Annotated in this window: 13 protein-coding genes, 2 pseudogenes and 1 other annotated feature; of the genes and pseudogenes, 8 read left to right on the top strand and 7 right to left on the bottom strand. The window is 44.2% G+C overall.

Going from position 1 to position 15,985, the window contains the following annotated elements; all coding sequences use genetic code 11:
* The first annotated feature begins 38 nt into the window (after positions 1–38).
* Positions 39–1,241 carry an MFS transporter gene (locus QF06_RS17610; protein WP_019712834.1) on the top strand — a complete coding sequence of 401 codons (1,203 nt, stop codon included), beginning with the start codon at positions 39–41 and terminating at the stop codon, positions 1,239–1,241.
* 33 nt (positions 1,242–1,274) lie between these two features.
* Positions 1,275–1,472 (top strand): YwbE family protein, encoded by a 198-nt coding sequence (locus QF06_RS17615; protein ID WP_041850378.1) that lies wholly within the window; start codon positions 1,275–1,277, stop codon positions 1,470–1,472.
* 34 nt (positions 1,473–1,506) lie between these two features.
* Here QF06_RS17615 and QF06_RS17620 read toward each other — a convergent pair whose 3' ends face one another.
* Entirely contained in the window at positions 1,507–2,694 is a 1,188-nt protein-coding gene (locus QF06_RS17620) for a class I SAM-dependent rRNA methyltransferase (protein WP_041850377.1), read from the bottom strand.
* A 120-nt stretch (positions 2,695–2,814) separates the two neighbouring features.
* Here QF06_RS17620 and glxA point away from each other — a divergent pair, with 120 nt between their 5' ends.
* Positions 2,815–3,195, top strand: a complete 381-nt coding sequence (gene glxA, locus QF06_RS17625; protein ID WP_043940230.1) for a glyoxalase GlxA — start codon at positions 2,815–2,817, stop codon at positions 3,193–3,195.
* Between the two features lie 248 nt (positions 3,196–3,443).
* Here glxA and QF06_RS17630 read toward each other — a convergent pair whose 3' ends face one another.
* The 4 genes and pseudogenes from QF06_RS17630 to celB all read right to left on the bottom strand — a co-directional run bounded on the left by QF06_RS17630 (position 3,444) and on the right by celB (position 7,209).
* Positions 3,444–4,355, bottom strand: a complete 912-nt coding sequence (locus QF06_RS17630; RefSeq protein ID WP_231573526.1) for a Kelch repeat-containing protein — start codon at positions 4,353–4,355, stop codon at positions 3,444–3,446.
* 6 nt (positions 4,356–4,361) lie between these two features.
* Positions 4,362–4,736: a Kelch repeat-containing protein gene (locus QF06_RS22190; protein WP_231573527.1), complete on the bottom strand. Its 375-nt coding sequence runs from the start codon at positions 4,734–4,736 to the stop codon at positions 4,362–4,364.
* Positions 4,737–5,118: 382 nt separating this feature from the next.
* Positions 5,119–5,795: pseudogene (locus QF06_RS17635) on the bottom strand (DUF2711 domain-containing protein).
* A gap of 78 nt (positions 5,796–5,873) precedes the next feature.
* A pseudogene (gene celB / locus QF06_RS17640) lies at positions 5,874–7,209 on the bottom strand (PTS cellobiose transporter subunit IIC).
* A gap of 219 nt (positions 7,210–7,428) precedes the next feature.
* Between celB and epr the strand changes: the two are divergent.
* The 3 genes from epr (at position 7,429) to sacY (ending at position 12,074) form a co-directional block, all read left to right on the top strand.
* Positions 7,429–9,366 carry a minor protease Epr gene (gene epr, locus QF06_RS17645; RefSeq protein WP_041850375.1) on the top strand — a complete coding sequence of 646 codons (1,938 nt, stop codon included), beginning with the start codon at positions 7,429–7,431 and terminating at the stop codon, positions 9,364–9,366.
* Between the two features lie 432 nt (positions 9,367–9,798).
* Positions 9,799–11,178, top strand: coding sequence for a SacY negative regulator SacX (gene sacX / locus QF06_RS17650; protein ID WP_041850374.1), 1,380 nt, complete (start codon positions 9,799–9,801; stop codon positions 11,176–11,178).
* Positions 11,179–11,231: 53 nt separating this feature from the next.
* On the top strand, positions 11,232–12,074 hold the full coding sequence (gene sacY, locus QF06_RS17655; protein WP_041850373.1) for a transcription antiterminator SacY: 843 nt from the start codon (positions 11,232–11,234) through the stop codon (positions 12,072–12,074).
* Between the two features lie 52 nt (positions 12,075–12,126).
* Here sacY and QF06_RS17660 read toward each other — a convergent pair whose 3' ends face one another.
* Positions 12,127–12,987 carry a glycosyltransferase family 8 protein gene (locus QF06_RS17660; protein WP_041850372.1) on the bottom strand — a complete coding sequence of 287 codons (861 nt, stop codon included), beginning with the start codon at positions 12,985–12,987 and terminating at the stop codon, positions 12,127–12,129.
* 109 nt (positions 12,988–13,096) lie between these two features.
* On the bottom strand, positions 13,097–13,810 hold the full coding sequence (locus QF06_RS17665) for a YwaF family protein (RefSeq protein ID WP_043940231.1): 714 nt from the start codon (positions 13,808–13,810) through the stop codon (positions 13,097–13,099).
* 149 nt (positions 13,811–13,959) lie between these two features.
* Between QF06_RS17665 and ywaE the strand changes: the two genes are divergently transcribed.
* Both ywaE and tyrS read left to right on the top strand, forming a co-directional pair.
* Positions 13,960–14,475, top strand: a complete 516-nt coding sequence (ywaE, locus tag QF06_RS17670) for a tyrZ transcriptional regulator YwaE (protein ID WP_019712840.1) — start codon at positions 13,960–13,962, stop codon at positions 14,473–14,475.
* Positions 14,470–14,684: a binding site (T-box leader), on the top strand. (Overlaps the previous gene by 6 nt.)
* 41 nt (positions 14,685–14,725) lie before the next feature.
* Positions 14,726–15,967 (top strand): tyrosine--tRNA ligase, encoded by a 1,242-nt coding sequence (tyrS, locus tag QF06_RS17675; protein WP_080265409.1) that lies wholly within the window; start codon positions 14,726–14,728, stop codon positions 15,965–15,967.
* Positions 15,968–15,985: the final 18 nt, after the last annotated feature.

Genomic DNA, 15,985 nt, shown 5'->3' on the forward strand with positions numbered 1-15,985 from the left:
AATATAATGTATTTGTGGATACCAAAGGAGGCACCCTCATGCACAACTTGCAGGTGAGACGGCATTATGCCGCGTTAAAAGGATTTTATTTGTTTGCTTTTCTCGGTACGGGCAGCATGATTCCCCTACTCAGTATGTATTTAACGAAGGAACAGCATTTAAGCGGATCACAGGTCGGCTTGATCATGTCACTGGGCCCGATTGTGATGATTTTCTTTCAGCCGTTTTGGGGTATGCTGAGCGACTATACGCAAAAAACGAAAGGCCTGCTGGCGGTTTGCACATCAATCACAGGCATCATTGGACTAGGCTATATTGCATTTGACAGCTTTCCTCTGTTTATTTTGATTGCGGCCTGTTTTGCAGCCTTTCAAAGCACGATTATTCCACTTTCGGACAGCATTTCACTAAGGTACACACAAGAAACAAACGGCAACTACGGCGGAATCCGCCTGTTTGGCTCTCTCGGCTTCGGCGTCGCGGTGTTTGCCATGGGACAGGTGACGAACCAGCTGTACCCCATTCACGTGATCTTTATCTTTGGCTGCGCCTTTCTGTGCATTGCCGCCATATTGGCTTCTCAAATGCCGGGCCAGCAGAAAACGAAAACAAAGGTCAATATCCGCAAAGGATTCCGGGAGCTTATCAGCAACAAAACCTTCCTCATCTTTATGATCATCACCTTTACGACATTTGCTCCAAACTTAGCGAACAATACGTATTTCAGTCTTTTTCTGGACAAAAGCGGCGCGTCACTTTCCGCTATCGGCATTTTATTTTTCATCGGCGTTATTTCAGAAATTCCATTTATGAGATTCGCCCAAACATTTATAGATAAAATGGGGCTGCTCAACGTCATTATGCTGTCAGGCGGAGTCTCATTATTCAGGTGGGCGCTCTATTTCACGGCGCCTTCACTATGGATCATTTATGCGACGGTCTTTCTTCAGGGAGTGGCCATCGGTTTATTTATCCCGGCGGCGCTTCAATATGTGAAAAAGATTACCCCAAGACACGTTGAAGCGACGGCGCTGACCATGTACGCCGCCATTGGCAACGGGTTCGGCAACTGGTTCTGCACATTTGCAGGCGGGTACATTTTTGACTACGTGTCGATTTTCGCAGTCTACTTGCTTTTTGGCATTCTGAGCATAGCAGGCTTTGGCCTGACATTATATTTAATGAAGGCTGAAAAAAACAAACATACACTTCATCAGCCGGCTGTTACTTTTAAACCATAATGACTATAATGAACAAAAGAAAGGATGTGCGTTATGAACGGGCAAGAGCGAAACAGCATTTCGAAAGGGTTGAAGGTTGATATTGTATTGAAAGCAGATCAAAAAACAGGAAAACTGACGAGAGGGACAGTGAAGGATATTTTGACGAAATCAAACTTTCATCCGCATGGCATTAAAGTCCGTCTTGAAGATGGCCGCATCGGCCGCGTCCAGCAGATCATTTCTACATAAAAAAAAGCTGCCCCTGAACAGGGCAGCTTTTTCATTATTTTTTCTGCAGAAGGACCACTTTCAGGTAGTTGCCTTCCGGAAATGCCGAAATCGTTTTGAAATCCTCCGGCAGCGTAAATTCCTCAATGATGGTGTAGCGTTCGTTTGTTTCTTTAAATGCGGCATCGATAAAGCCTTTGAATTTCTTCATGCCAAAGGCGCTGCTGTTTGTAGAGGCAACAATGACACCCTTGTCAGCAGTGATGGCGATCGTTTCCTTCAGCAGGTTTTTATAATCCTTGGCCGCGCTGAAGGTGCGTTTTTTTGTGCGCGCAAAGGAAGGCGGATCGAGAATAATCAGATCAAAGCGCAAATCCTTTTTTGCAGCATATGAAAAATAGTTAAACACGTCCATCACTTTAATGTCGTGCGCTTCATAATCCAGCTTGTTCACGCTGAATTGCTCGATCGTTTTGGCCAGACTTCGGTTTGCCACGTCGACGCTTGTTGTTTTCTCCGCTCCGCCAAGCGCCGCTGCCACGGAGAATGCACCCGTATAAGAAAACGTATTTAAAACGGTTTTCCCTTTTGCATAGCGGTCTCTGATCGCCTTGCGCACATGTCTCTGATCCAAAAAGATGCCCGTCATGGCGCCTTCATTCAGATCCACCGCGTATTGAATGCCATTCTCTTGGATGATGATCGGGAACTCGCCTCTTCTCCCTTTCACGAAGTCATCATCTTCAACATATTGTCCAGCCGTGTCGAAGCGTTTCTTCTCGTAAATCGCTTTATAATCAAGATCCATCTCATCCAATGCGGAAATCAGCATGTCTTTAAAGGTGTAAACCCCCTTGCTGTACCATTGAATCAGCAGGTAGCCGTCATAATAGTCGATGGTGACGCCGCCGACACCGTCGCCCTCACCGTTGAACAGGCGGAAAGCTGTTGTATCTTGAGCCTCAAATAGTTTGGCGCGCGCTTGGGCCGCTTTTGTTAATTTGGTGAGAAAAAATGCCTGGTCAACCTGTTCATGTTTATTGCGGGTAAGCGTCCAGCCGACCCCTTTGTTTTGCAGGCCATAATAGCCCCGCGCGAGAAACTCGCCGCTCTCAGACACGATATCAACGAGGTCTCCTTCTTTCATGTGCCCCGCACTCCCTGCGAGAGCTTCTTTTTCGATAAGGGGATAGCCTTTTTTGATTTTGGCAGCGTGTGCTTTCTTTAGGGTGAGTAGCTTCATATATGTCGTCCTCTTTCCGTTTGCTTTCTCTTATGGTACCACAAAACGCCAAGATGTCTGCATTGACAGAAAGGAAAGGTTTTTCTACGATAGACAAAAAGAGTTACGAGGAGGAGCAGCATGGCAAAACGAATTGACCATACAGGCATCATGGTAAGAGATATTAACGCGTCCATCACATTTTATGAAGAGGTACTCGGCATGAAATTGAAGAATCGCATCACACACACGAACGGTGTAATCGAGCTTGCATTTCTTGGCTTTGAAGACGGCCCGGAAACAGAAATTGAACTGATTCAAGGCTACAGCAGCGAGCTTCCCGCTGAAGGAAAAGTGCACCACATTGCCCTGCTGACTGATGACATCGCGGCTGAATATACAAAAGCGGAAAAAATGAACGCAAAATTTATCGACGAGGAGATCACAACACTTCCAAACGGATACCGTTATTTCTATATCGAAGGCCCTGACGGTGAGTGGATTGAGTTCTTTCAGCGATAAAAAAAAGAACGTACATTTTGTGATGTACGTTCGAGCCTGATTAACAGAGAGTATGTCATATCCGGAAGGCCAGCAACACTACATCAGTTTCCGTATGAATTCCGCAATTACTTGAAGGTGTGGCGAAGCCGTATCTAGGCGCGCATCCTATGCATGAAGGGAAGGATGAGAAAAAAATCTCTTTAAGCAGAATAAAAAAATTAGTGTAAAATAAAAAGGCCATTCAGTTCACTGAATGGCTGACAGGCTTACTTATATTTGTTAACCTCAAACATTAAAATATTCTTAAATACAACATAATCTTTTTTGCTTTCAAACGGCCCTTTGTTGTTGTCATGCTCATCAATTACATAAAAACCAGGTCCTTCCCCTTTATCACGTGCTCCGTACCATTTGATGAAATCATTCACTTCCTTCATGGAAAGCTCATATTCCTTTTGTAGACCGTTGGTCATCGTGACTACAAGAAGAGCTTGCCCCTCATCTGAGCCAGATGTTACATCATCATTATCTTTATCTCCTGGTATTGTCGTATCACCACCAGAAGGCTTATCTTTTTCACCTTCTGTACTACTATCTGATTTTATACCTAAATCTTTTAATGAAATTGCATCAACTGATTTATATTTGAACGCTTTTTCAGCAAAACCGCCGTTTTGCTCCCTTCCGCCTATCATGTAAAGAGTATCATCAACTATTACAGATGAATGCGCCATTTTGTAATAGTCTGTTTTAGGAACAGATAGAGTTGTAAATGTTTCCGAGTTAGGATCATAAACCCTAACTGTATAGACATTCCCTGTTACCAACATCTTGCCATTATAAACCACCGACGAAAGATAATGTCCTGAAAATCCTCCCTTTTTTACTTTCCAGCTATCACTCACTGGATTATATTCATACATACTTTGATTCGATGCTTGTCTGCCGCCAGAAATATATAATTTATCATTGATTACCGCCGAGGTTCCATCAGTTACCTCATAATTAAATCTTTGTTTCTTTTCCCATTTTTTATTTTCCAAGTCATAACTATAAGTATTCCCATAATCTTTATGAGCTAAAGTATTCCCAGATCCGACTACATATATTTTCTTTCCGATGACCCCTGCGTATAAACTATTCGCTGGAATTTTCAACTCAAACGGAAGATCATCCATTTTTTCCTAAGTATCAGTTTTGGTATCATACACTTCTACTGTATTGACATACCCCTCTAACGATCTGCCCCCCATTACATAGATCTTATTATCAACGGTAACAGTAGCAGCACCCGCTCTCGCTGTAGGCATGTTAGCTTTCCTCGTCCATTCATTTGTTTTTGGATCATACATAAATGTTTGATTTTCAGCATAGTTCGCAGTGCTCCCACCACCAATTATGTAAATTCTTCCATCGACAACACTGCTACTTGCATGAACCCTCGCTTCTGGTAAATCCGCCTTTTTTTCCCATCCAATTTCTTCAGCCGCACTCGCAGTCTGGAACGATTGAGTCACTGAAATGATCAACAAAAGTAACATAATTAAGTATTTCCTCAAATTAAACACTCCTTTTTAATAGGTGCACTTAACAAATATCGACTTCGTTTACCAATTTTTTATAGCTTTTATTGAAATTTATGTTAAAATGCATTGTTCTCGCTCTATTATAGGAGTGTCTTTTTATAAATTGAAATAAAATCAAAAACTAGCTGACATTATACATCAAGGAGTTGATGATTTACAGATATTGTATCAGGATATCATCGAGTAGTACTTTCTTTATCAGTTAAGAGCTTAAAAAGAAAATCTACAGAAAAAAAACTGGCGTCTATTTATATATACTTTCATATTCAAGAAACCGCTATAGACCTTCGCACAGAGCAAAACAATAGGGAAAATTCAACATATCCAACGTACATTTTGTGATGTACGTTCTTTTTTATCTATACCAACTGATATACGTTGACTCATCGCAAATCATAGCTTCCCAGCCCATACGCTCAACCAATTCATGGATGTTTTTATCTTTGGCTAAAAAGACATTAATGAATGAGTCATATACACTCATAAACACAAAATCCATTTTCTCATCAGTTAAAACGAGCTCTGCTGCGGCTTCATCAAGAACCGTCCGCAAGTTGGCCTCAGTTATGTCCAAAACGCCGCGGTTTTCCACAATCGGTTCTGCGTAATAAAACCGATTGGATCCGTTCGCACCTAATACCTTTACCAAACTCGGAATATGAAAATTTGAAATATGATCCTCACTGGGATAATAGAGGTCTCCATTTATGTTTTCATGTAACACCTCAGCCAAATCCTCTCTCGCGAACTCGTCCCTTAAAGCGCCTATCGACGTCATTAAAGCCAGCGCCAGCTCAGCATGTGTTTGAAAGCCGCAAGAAGACATAACCTTCTTCCAGGAAACAGCCTTGCCTATTCCTCTTATTTCATCATCGTTTGAATAATATGCTCGTAATCATTTTTTCTTTTTGCATTCTCCCATCCTTCAGGCATTTGGATAAAAGGAGAAAAGATAAGTGCAGCAGATGAGTATTCAACTGGTACTTGTTGTAAGATTGGTGATTCGTCATCTAACCATATATAATCTAGCATGCGCACCTCCTTTACATATTCTAACATTCTCTTTCGTTTAAAAGGAGATGATCAGCCCTATGACAGGCCGATCATCTATCACATCACATTTTTATCCGCCAGATTCAACCGCACTCTCTTCCCGCCATTTTTGATGATCCCATATTCTGAAAAACGGATAGTAGATAGCACAGGTGATCAGCAGATTTACCAGCTGCATAACGGCGCCCGACACCTTTCCGCCTGTCGCCAGGTAGCCTGATATGAGCGGCGGCATCGTCCACGGCACCGCGATTCCGGCCGGTCTTGCCACCAGCCCGGTGCTCATGCCGATATAAGTCGCCGTAATCGTGAGGAGCGGTGCGATGATAAATGGGACAATAAGGAGCGGATTCATGACAATCGGCATGCCGAAAATGATCGGCTCGTTGATATTAAAAAGCGCGGGCCCAATCCCTAATCGGCCAAGCTGCTTCATTTGTTTGCTGCGAGATCGGACAAGCATCGTCAGGACAAGCGCCAGTGTCGCTCCGCTCCCGCCGACATTGATCCAAATTTGAAAAAACTGAGTCGTAAAAACACTCGGCAGCGCCTCGCCCGCTTGGAAGGCAAGACGGTTGGCATCCATCGCGCCGTACCAAATCGGCGCCATGATTCCGCCAATGATGGAAGCCCCGTGAATCCCGCACGACCAAAGCAGCATCTGTACAAATTCAGCGATCAGGCTTCCGCCGAGACTGCCGCCAAGGATGGAAAGCGGTGTGCCAAGCAGGTCTCCTACGACATTGTGCAGACTCTGAAAAGGTGTCATTTCAATCAGAAGACGCGCCAGCCATACGAGAAGCACAATGATAAAGCCGGGAATCAGCGCGACAAATGATTTGCTTACCGCAGGCGGCACACCGTCTGGCATTTTGAAGACGATATTTTTTTGAATAATGTACCGATAGATTTCGGTTGAAAACAAGGCGATCAGCATGGCGACAAATAAGCCCTTGCTGCCAAGTAGCGTGATCGGGATTCCGCCCCCTACCATGATGGACTCCGTTGAGCCATCCGGTGTAAACGGCACCTCAAACGGCGTTGCCAATAGAAATGCGGCAATTGAAATCGCTCCGGCCGAAAGGGCATCAACCCCATAGCTTTCCGCCAGCCGATAGGCGATCCCGAAAGCGGCGATCATCGCCATAATATCAAACGAAGCATTGACGGGATATCCGAGCTTATCAGCCCACTCCTTCCCAAACACACTCGCCATGAAATCAGCATACCCCGGAATCGGCAGGCTCGTTAAAATCAAGAAGACAGACCCGATAATAATCAGCGGCATGGTCAGGATAATTCCGTCACGCAAAGCGCTGAGGTGCCGCTGTCCGGCAATTTTCCCGGCGACAGGCATTATTTTTTCTTCCATTACCCGAGTGAATGCGCTCATCTTAAAAGCCCCCTTTTCTCATTGCTTTGTGAACAACCTCCGCAATGTTTTCTTTATCTTATTTTGAAAACGCTTACAAATTCATTTGGAAAATTTCCTCTTCCTGCGGAAAAAATCTGCATTTTGCCAAACAATCCTGTCTATGAAAAATTTTTATCTATTAATCTCTCTTTTTTCTCCGATATATATATCAAACATCATAGAAAAAGGAGATTAATCATGAAAAACATGTCTTGCAAACTTGTTGTATCAGTCACTCTGTTTTTCAGTTTTCTCGCCATAGGCCCTCTCGCTCATGCGCAAAACAGCAGCGAGAAAGAGGTTATTGTGGTTTATAAAAACAAGGCCGGAAAGGAAACCATCCTGGATAGTGATGCTGATGTTGAACAGCAGTATAAGCATCTTCCCGCGGTAGCGGTCACAGCAGACCAGGAGACAGTAAAAGAATTAAAGCAGGATCCTGATATTTTGTATGTAGAAAACAACGTATCATTTACCGCAGCAGACAGCACGGATTTCAAAGTGCTGTCAGACGGCACTGACACCTCTGACAACTTTGAGCAATGGAACCTTGAGCCCATTCAGGTGAAACAGGCTTGGAAGGCAGGACTGACAGGAAAGAATATCAAAATTGCCGTCATTGACAGCGGGATCTCCCCCCACGATGACCTGTCGATTGCCGGCGGGTATTCAGCTGTCAGTTATACCTCTTCTTACAAAGATGATAACGGCCACGGAACACATGTCGCAGGGATTATCGGAGCCAAGCATAACGGCTACGGAATTGACGGCATCGCACCGGAAGCACAAATATACGCGGTTAAAGCGCTTGATCAGAACGGCTCGGGGGATCTTCAAAGTCTTCTCCAAGGAATTGACTGGTCGATCGCAAACGGGATGGACATCGTCAATATGAGCCTTGGCACGACGTCAGACAGCAAAATCCTTCATGACGCCGTGAACAAAGCATATGAACAAGGTGTTCTGCTTGTTGCCGCAAGCGGTAACGACGGAAACGGCAAGCCAGTGAATTATCCGGCGGCATACAGCAGTGTCGTTGCGGTTTCAGCAACAAACGAAAAGAATCAGCTTGCCTCCTTCTCAACAACTGGAGATGAAGTTGAATTTTCAGCACCGGGGACAAACATCACAAGCACTTACTTAAACCAGTATTATGCAACAGGAAGCGGAACATCCCAAGCGACACCGCACGCCGCAGCCATGTTTGCCTTGTTAAAACAGCGTGATCCTGCCGAGACAAACGTCCAGCTTCGCGAGGAAATGCGGAAAAACATCGTTGATCTTGGTACCGCAGGCCGCGATCAGCAATTTGGCTACGGCTTAATCCAGTATAAAGCACAGGCAACAAATTTAGCGTACGCGGCAGCAGAGCAAGCTGTGAAAAAAGCGGAACAAACAAAAGCACAAACCGATATCAACAAAGCGCGAGAACTCGTCAGCCAGCTGCCGGGCTCCGACGCCAAAACTGTCCTGCAAAAAAGACTGGATAAAGTACAGTCATACAGAAATGTAAAAGATGCGAAAGACAAAGTCGCAAAGGCAGAAAAATATAAAACACAGCAAACCGTTGATACAGCACAAACTGCCATCAACAAGCTGCCAAACGGAACAGACAAAAAGAACCTTCAAAAACGCTTAGACCAAGTAAAACGCTACATCGCGTCAAAGCAAACGAAAGACAAAGTTGCGAAAGCGGAAAAAAGCAAAAAGAAAACAGATGTGGACAGCGCACAATCAGCAATTGGCAAGCTGCCTGCAAGTTCAGAAAAAACGTCCCTGCAAAAACGCCTTAACAAAGTGAAGAGCACCAATTTGAAGACGGCACAGCAATCCGTATCTGCGGCTGAAAAGAAATCAACTGATGCAAATGTGGCAAAAGCACAATCAGCCGTCAATCAGCTTCAAGCAGGCAAGGACAAAACGGCATTGCAAAAACGGTTAGACAAAGTGAAGAAAAAGGTGGCGGCGGCTGAAGCAAAAAAAGTGGAAACTGCCAAGGCAAAAGTGAAGAAAGCGGAAAAAGACAAAACAAAGAAATCAAAGGCATCCGCTCAGTCTGCAGTGAATCAATTAAAAGCATCCAATGAAAAAACAAAGCTGCAAAAACGGCTGAACGCCGTCAAACCGAAAAAGTAACCAAAAACCTTTAAGACTTGCATTCCAGGTCTTAAAGGTTTTTTACATTCTAAGAACATCGTACACAACCTTTTTCCCATCCGCCTCACAGGCTTTTCATACTATTGCTATACAGCCATGAACAGCATAAAATGAACGTTATTACAGTTATCACCACATATGGCGGGATTGTGACTGGGCAGGCAGGCAAGACCCAATGATGCAAAGGGAGTATTAATGCCTAAAAAGCAGGGCATTTTAACTCTTCTTTTCGTGTTGGGCTCATAACGGCGCCTTGGACAACCCCCTATTCTCATGCTCCGTCGTCGCGTCGACGCGGGCATTTTTGTCATTTTCAGCCGATATTTCTCACTTTTTTCATTTTGATTGTCAACTTTTCATTTGATACGATGAACAAGCCGACTTTTCTTCAGCAAAGGAGGTTTTGATTGCTTGCATAAAGAGATTGCAAAAGAATTACTGCTGCTCGCAGGAGGAAAAAACAATATTATCAGCATCAGCCATTGTACGACCCGTCTTCGTTTTGATGTAAAGGACGAGACGAAAATTGATATACATGCCATTGAGAACCTGCAAGGTGTGCAGGGCACCTTTTTCCGTTATGGGCTTTTCCAGATTATCTTCGGAGCAGGCGTCGTCAACAAAATATATAAAGAAGTCGTTCATGTATGGGAGAACGCGCCTTCTGAAGAACCTGTCCACCAGAAAAAAGCCAGCCGGAAGCTGAACCCTGCCGCAGCTTTTGCGAAAACACTGTCCGATATTTTTGTGCCGATTATTCCGGCAATAACAGCAAGCGGCCTGCTCATGGGGCTGATCGGCATGATTAAGGTGTTTCACTGGTTCGCTGCCGGCAGCCCATGGATTAAAATGCTCGACCTCGTGTCCAGCACAGCCTTTATTTTACTGCCGATTTTAGTCGGCTTCAGTGCCGCACGGCAATTTGGCAGCAACCCATACCTAGGGGCAGTGATCGCGGGGCTTTTGACGCATCCTGATCTGCTGGACCCGTCTATGCTCGGCAGCAAAACCCCGTCTTCTTTAGACATATGGGGGCTTCATATCCCAATGATGGGCTATCAGGGTTCCATGATACCGATTCTTCTTTCCGTTTTTGTCATGAGCAAAATTGAGAAGCTATTAAAATCGATTGTGCCGAAGTCGCTTGATGTCGTGATCATTCCCTTTATTACGGTCATGGTGACAGGGTGCCTCGCGCTGATTGTGATGAATCCCGCCGCTTCTATCGTCGGCCAAATCATGACACAATCGATCGTCTATATTTATGATCACGCCGGCATTGCCGCCGGAGCCCTTTTCGGCGGCATCTACTCCACCATCGTCCTATCTGGATTGCATCATAGCTTTTATGCAATTGAGGCAACGCTGCTTGCTAATCCGCATGTCGGTGTCAACTTTTTAGTGCCGATATGGTCGATGGCGAATGTGGCCCAAGGCGGAGCGGGGCTTGCGGTATTCCTCAAAACGAAACAATCAAGCCTGAAGAAAATTGCGCTTCCCGCTTCTCTGACCGCGTTTTTAGGCATTGTTGAGCCGATTGTATTCGGGGTAAATCTCAAACTGATCCGTCCCTTTATCGGAGCAGCCATCGGCGGTGCTATTGGCGGAGCGTACGTGGTTGCGGTACAAGTTGTGGCAAATTCCTACGGGCTGACAGGCATTCCGATGATTTCAATTGTGCTGCCGTTTGGCGCCGCGAATTTTGTTCATTATATGATCGGTTTTTTGATCGCAGCCGTCTCTGCTTTTATAGCTACATTGTTTCTCGGGTTTAAAGAAGAGACAGAATAACTGGATTTATTCGTTTTCATTCATAAAACGGGGGATGAAAGGACAAAAAAGCTATGAAAATTAAAAGAATCTTAAATCATAATGCTGTCGTCGTAAAGGATCAAAATGAAGAGAAGATTCTCTTGGGTGCAGGAATTGGGTTCGACAAAAAGAAAAATGATATTGTCGACCAGTCGAAAATAGAAAAAACCTTTGTCAGAAAAGATACACCTGACTATAAGCAGTTCGAAGAGATTTTAGAAACATTGCCTGAAGACCACATTCAGATTTCTGAGCAAATTATCTCTCATGCCGAAAAAGAGCTGAACATCAAAATCAACGAGCGCATTCATGTCGCTTTTTCAGACCATCTTTCTTTTGCAATTGAACGCCTGAGCAATGGGATGGTTATCAAAAATCCGCTGCTGAATGAAATCAAAGTCCTTTATCCAAAGGAGTTCCAGATCGGCTTATGGGCCAGAACACTGATTAAAGATAAACTGGGGATTCACATTCCTGATGATGAAATCGGCAATATCGCCATGCATATCCACACAGCAAGAAACAATGCCGGCGATATGACACAAACGCTTGATATTACAACAATGATCCGTGATATTATCGAGATTATCGAAATTCAACTGTCTATTAATATCGTTGAAGATACCATCTCTTATGAACGGCTTGTGACCCATCTCCGCTTTGCCATTCAGCATATCAAAGCAGGCGAATCCATTTACGAGCTGGACGCAGAAATGATCGACATCATTAAAGAGAAGTTTAAGGATGCCTTCCTGTGTGCCCTAAGCATCGGCACCTTTGTGAAGAAGGAATACGGCTTTGAGTTTCCTGAAAAAGAATTGTGCTACATCGCCATGCATATTCAGCGGTTCTACCAACGGTCAGTCGCACGCTGAGACAAACAAAAAACGCTTTTGATCATCTCAAAAGCGTTTTTTTATATCTGTATTATTGGTTGATCGCCGGGTTGCTGATCGTATTCCACTTCGTATAGGACATGTAATGGAAATACTCATCGCGATACGGATGTTTTGTAGTGGAGTTCCAAGGCTTTTCTCCGCCGCAGAAGTGCACGATTGCCGGGTTTTCTCTTGTTTCATTATATTGCTTCCGCCCTAACAGAGTCGATGGGGTTTTCAGCTTTAACATGATATAGGTTTGAGCGTTCCAGCGCGGATGAAGTTCATACCACTGATCATACAAGATCGCATTCAGTGCATCTTGGTCATGCAGCACAAGAAAGTCTTCGTCTGGGTGTTCATTGATAAAGTTGATGACTTTTTCTGTAATGTTTTGCTTTCTCCAAGACTCAAAATCAATAATCATGATACCTGAGTTAAAATACTTCCCTGTATCAGTGACGTTCATTTCTTTCAGGCGTTCATGCTGCCCCGCATCCTCAACAGCGGCTACGGTGTATGGCGCAATGTCTAAGTCCCATAGCTTAGAAATATCCTCTAGGACAAGCGCATCACAATCGATGTAAATCATTCGTTTGATGCTTTCATCCTTAATTAAGTCGGGAATTGAAATGCGGTAATACGCGGCTTTTGTAATATGGCTGCTCTCTACCGCATGTTCATACATTTTGGTATCCACTTCTAAAAACTCAATCGGCACTCCGAATTTCAAAGTGGTTTCTTCCAGTCTTTTTTTGTTATCAGGCTTAATTCCGCCATCAATGACGTATAATTTTACCTCTCTCTCCTGATCCATGTTAGTCAATAAAGAAACGAACATCCCACCTAAATGACGAGCATAATTATCATCTGCGCATGATACGATATGCATGATTTCATCTTTCCTCAATGGTATTCATCTCCCTTTTTGTTGTACAAGTTACATACCCTTTTTCAAAAAAATAAACACGTTCTCCGACATTTTTTTAAACAGAATGTGTGATACAACAAAAAAGGTGTCATTTTTTGAAGATGCGATAAAGCCAATAAAGAATGAAAAAGCTTGCGATTGTGATGGCTTCAGCCGAGACGATATACCATGGCCATGGCCCGAGAACATCTAAGAGAGAGGATCCGCCCGGTTTTTTCGTCAAATACATATAATTCGTGCCAAGCCAGCGATCAATCAGGAAAATACAGACGCCGTACACATTAACAAGCAGGACTGTCACCCATAACGAGCGCTGGCCCATTCTGTAGGTGCCAATCACAGCCATCAGCAGACAGGATAAAAACACAGACCCGTGAGAAATAAAAAAGAGGATATATCGGATATGCGGAAATGAAAACATTCCGAGGTCAGGAGTGACAAGAGCCTGAATCGAACTGCCGATGCCGACAAAAAACAAAAACACAAACAGCTTCCTGCTTTTTGTCACTAACATAATAGCTGACAAATACACCGACAGGTCACTAAGCTGGAGAGGCAATGAAGTGCGCACCGACCACCTGCCCGTGGCGACCATCCATATTTGATAGCCGATTTGCGAACCAAGCAAAAGAAACACAAACAGAGAACGCAAAAACCGGCTGGCCCTCGGCTGCTTGACCCCATCTTGGAACAAAAACAACAGAATGGCCAAAAGGGCGATAATCGCTAACGTCACTACATGCTCTGTCGAAAACAGATGAAACGAATCATGCTTATAGACGGATTGAACATATTTTTGCAAAACTGCACCCCCGTTTGCGGGTTTTTGTTTATTTTGGCGTTGTTTGGGCTTTTTTTATTCACCGATATATGGGCTTGAAGTTCACATCAAACTCTGTTACAATTCGTTTCATAGCTAATGATTCTGATAATTTAAGGCAGGCCTAAAAAATGGAACGTTCACATCAACATCAGCAGCTTCGGAAGGAAGAACACGATACACTTTCTAAGCTCAAACAAATGCCCGTCGAGTCACTCAACCTGGAAGCCATTTCGATCGCTACGAATCTGTATCGGTCTGCACAAAGGCTCCGTGTCAAAATGGAGACTGAGGTTCTTTCTTCCTATAACCTTTCTTGGACCGCTTTCTCCATTCTTTATGATCTATGGGTATGGGGAGCGCTCGAAACGAGAAAAATCGCTGAGCTGTCAGGGATATCTACAGCTACAGCAAGCAACGTGATCAAAACGCTCGAAAAAAAGAATTTTTGCCGTAAAAGCATCGACACAAGAGATCGGCGACTCGTGTTTGTCTCTATCACCGATTCCGGCAAACAAGCGATCGAAGAACTCTACCCGGAGTTTCACAAAGGGGAAACAGAGCTCATTGCGGGAATGACGAAGGATGAACAGAAAATATTGACAGGGCTGCTTAGAAAGGTAGCTGACAATCTTCATACAACATAAGCTTTGACGGGAATCCAGTAGCGGTTTGTCTCCCTGTTTCAGAGAGCCGGTGGAAGGTGCGAGCCGGCACACAGCAAACGTGAATTACCTCCCCGAGCTTTCTTTGTGAACCTTAAAAGTAGCAAAGAACGGGAAACCGTTATTCGAATGAGCGGAAGACGATGTCTTCAACCAGGGTGGTACCGCGTGCATTGAGCCACGTCCCTTATCGGGATGGGCTCTTTTTTGTGTTTGTAAAAAAGGAGGAAAAATGATGAGAACATTTGAGCAGCTCACAGCGTCACAGCAAAAAGAGGTAGAAAGACAGCTTCAGCTATACATGACAGGCGCCCACGAAGTCATACCGCCGGAGGAATTAAAGGCAAAGCTCGTGAAATCAATTTCCACGGGCACGCCGCTTAAAATTAAGCTCGGATTAGATCCGTCTGCACCGGATGTACATTTGGGCCATACGGTTGTGTTAAATAAGCTTCGCCAATTTCAAGAAAACGGCCACATTGTCCAGCTGTTAATTGGGGATTTCACAGGAAAAATTGGTGATCCGACCGGAAAATCGGCAGCCAGAAAGCAACTGACTGATGAAGAAGTTCAGCACAATGCCAAAACCTACTTTGAGCAATTCGGAAAAGTGCTTGATCCAGAAAAAGTCGAGCTTCACTATAACTCAAAATGGCTGAAAACATTGAATCTGGAAGATGTCATTGAATTAGCAGGGAAAATAACGGTAGCCCGCCTGATGGAGCGCGACGACTTTGAAGAACGCATCGCCATGCAAAAACCAATCTCACTGCATGAATTCTTTTACCCATTGATGCAGGGATATGATTCTGTCGTTCTCGAAAGTGATATTGAATTAGGCGGAACGGATCAGCATTTCAATGTCCTCATGGGACGGCATTTCCAAGAACGATACAACAAAGAAAAACAAGTCGTCATCCTTATGCCGCTCTTGGAAGGCTTGGATGGCGTCGAGAAAATGTCGAAGTCGAAACACAACTACATCGGCATTAACGAACATCCAAACGACATGTACGGAAAAACGATGTCACTGCCCGACAGCCTGATGAAAAAATACATCCACTTGGCGACAGACTTAGAGCTTGAAGAAAAAAAACAGCTCGTAAAAGACTTAGAAACCGGCGCAGTTCATCCGCGTGATGCCAAAATGCTTTTAGCCAAAACAATCGTCCGAATGTATCACGGAGAGAAAGCAGCAGAAGCTGCCGAACACTCGTTTAAAACAGTCTTTCAGGAAAACAGCCTTCCTGATGATATTCCGTCTGTCCAATGGGAAGGCGAGAAAACAATCGCGATTGTCGATCTGCTCGTTACATTGAAGCTCCTCTCTTCGAAGAGCGAGGCGCGCCGCATGATTCAAAACGGCGGTGTACGCATCGACGGAGAGAAAATAACAGATGTTCACGCCAAAGCAGAGATAAGAGAGAATATGATCATCCAAGTCGGCAAACGCAAGTTTTTAAAGCTCCAATAGTCTGATATTCCGAAACGC

It is taken from the genome of Bacillus sp. YP1 (genome assembly GCF_000877815.1).
GTDB lineage: Bacteria > Bacillota > Bacilli > Bacillales > Bacillaceae > Bacillus > Bacillus subtilis.

Bases quoted from the DNA above. Each gene is read 5' to 3' on its own strand.
- QF06_RS17630 (WP_231573526.1), bottom strand. From the start codon at position 4,355: ATGGATGATCTTCCGTTTGAGTTGAAAATTCCAGCGAATAGTTTATAC.
- ywaE (WP_019712840.1), top strand. From the start codon at position 13,960: ATGGAACGTTCACATCAACATCAGCAGCTTCGGAAGGAAGAACACGAT.
- glxA (WP_043940230.1), top strand. From the start codon at position 2,815: ATGGCAAAACGAATTGACCATACAGGCATCATGGTAAGAGATATTAAC.
- QF06_RS17620 (WP_041850377.1), bottom strand. From the start codon at position 2,694: ATGAAGCTACTCACCCTAAAGAAAGCACACGCTGCCAAAATCAAAAAA.
- QF06_RS17610 (WP_019712834.1), top strand. From the start codon at position 39: ATGCACAACTTGCAGGTGAGACGGCATTATGCCGCGTTAAAAGGATTT.
- sacY (WP_041850373.1), top strand. From the start codon at position 11,232: ATGAAAATTAAAAGAATCTTAAATCATAATGCTGTCGTCGTAAAGGAT.
- QF06_RS17615 (WP_041850378.1), top strand. From the start codon at position 1,275: ATGAACGGGCAAGAGCGAAACAGCATTTCGAAAGGGTTGAAGGTTGAT.
- tyrS (WP_080265409.1), top strand. From the start codon at position 14,726: ATGATGAGAACATTTGAGCAGCTCACAGCGTCACAGCAAAAAGAGGTA.
- epr (WP_041850375.1), top strand. From the start codon at position 7,429: ATGAAAAACATGTCTTGCAAACTTGTTGTATCAGTCACTCTGTTTTTC.